Below are 1,577 nucleotides of genomic sequence, written 5' to 3'. Positions count from 1 at the left end.
GGTGGAGACCAGCTCGGCGACGATGGCGCCGCCATCGGTGGCGGTCTTGGCGGCCGAGGCGGCCAGGGTGTTGGCCTGCTGGGCGTTGTCGGCGTTCTGGCGCACGGTGGCGGTGATTTCTTCCATCGTGGCGGCGGTCTCGGCCAGGGAGCTGGCCTGCTGCTCGGTGCGCGAGGACAGGTCCAGATTGCCGGCGGTGATCTGGGCCGAGGCCGAGGCGATGGCGTCCGAGCCGCCGCGGATCTCGCTGACCGCGTTGCGCAGGTCGTGCCGCATGTTGCGCAGGGCCTGCTCGAGGAGCGTGACTTCATCCTTGCCCTGGGGCTGGATGTCGCGGCTGAGGTCGCGCCGGGCGACCGTCACGGCCAGGTCCACGGCGCTGCGCAGCGGATGCGTGATGGAGCGGGTCACCCGCCAGGCGAACAGCGGCCCCAGGATCAGGGCCAGCAGGGTGGCGACGGCCAGGATGCTCAGGCCCAGGTTCGAGGCCTGCTCGCTTTCGTTGAACAGGCGGCTGACGAAGTCGTTCTGGAACTGGGACAGCTTGTCGATCTCGGCGATGTAGCGGGCCGTGATCTTGGGCATTTCCTGGTTGAAGAAGGCATCGGCCTTGGCATAGTCGCCGTTGTCGAGGTCCTTGAAGGCCTGGGTGCGGCCCTGGACGTAGGCGTCGCGGACCTTCATCGTGTTCGCGTACAGCGCCTGGGCCTCGGGGCTGGTGATCATGGTCTCGATCTTGGCCCGGATGTCGGCGGCCTGCTTGTCCGAGGCTTCCATGCCCTTCTTGAAGACCGACAGCACGTCCGGGTTGGTCAGGTTGGCGGCCGCCAGCGCCTGGTTCGCGTTGACTTCCACCTGACGTGCCCATTGCAGGATCAGGGTATTGGCAGTCTGGCGCTCTTCGAGATTGTCGTTGGCCCGTTGGCTGTCGATCATGCGCCAGGCGCCGATGCCGGACATGATGAGCAGCAGGATGATGATGAACCCGAAGCCCAGGGCCAATCGGGTGCCGATCTTCAAATTACGCATGGTGTACTCGCGTCATGGCTGGAATGTCTCCTCGATCCGCCCGGCAGCCATCCGGCGTGGATCAATCGCAGTCGATTGTGTCCGATTGTACGAAGGTGTCGCGATTTCAAAGCGCATAACAGGCGCCCGCTGCTGCCACAGTTCGGCCGGGAAAGCGCCGGGTTGGTCCACTGTCCGTTCTGCACGGCGGACACGGAAAACGGCCCCGGAGGGGGCCGTGTGGGCGTGATGGCCCGGCCGGCGGCCCGCCATGGCGGGCCGGATCCGGCGGTTAGAACTCAGTCCACTCTTCGGTGTCGGCCGTGGCCGGCGCGGGCTTGCCGGGCGCGCGCAGGGCGGGGCGGGTGGCGGACCGGGCGGCCGCTGCGCTGGCCTGTGCGCTCTGGCGGGGGCGCTGCGGTGCGGGGCTGATGGTCTTTTCGGGCGCGGCCGAGGGCAGGCGCGGCGGCTGGGCAGGGCGGGCGGCTCCGGAGGCGGTTTCTTCCTGGCTCAGGGTGAAGGTGGCGACCAGGCGGGCCAGGGTGTCGGCCTGCGCCTGCAGGCTGGCC

1 protein-coding gene and 1 pseudogene are annotated in these 1,577 nt (G+C 68.4%); both read right to left on the bottom strand.

The window, feature by feature from the left end; genetic code table 11:
• A partial coding sequence (locus ABD022_RS13630) for an MCP four helix bundle domain-containing protein (RefSeq protein ID WP_343821839.1) occupies positions 1-1,029 on the bottom strand: 1,029 nt, incomplete at its 3' end.
• A gap of 271 nt (positions 1,030-1,300) precedes the next feature.
• Positions 1,301-1,577 (bottom strand): annotated as a pseudogene (locus ABD022_RS13625) (hypothetical protein); the annotation flags it as partial.

Source organism: Castellaniella daejeonensis, assembly GCF_039523555.1.
Lineage (GTDB): Bacteria > Pseudomonadota > Gammaproteobacteria > Burkholderiales > Burkholderiaceae_B > Castellaniella > Castellaniella daejeonensis.
This window is presented reverse-complemented; position numbering and strand designations above follow the sequence as displayed.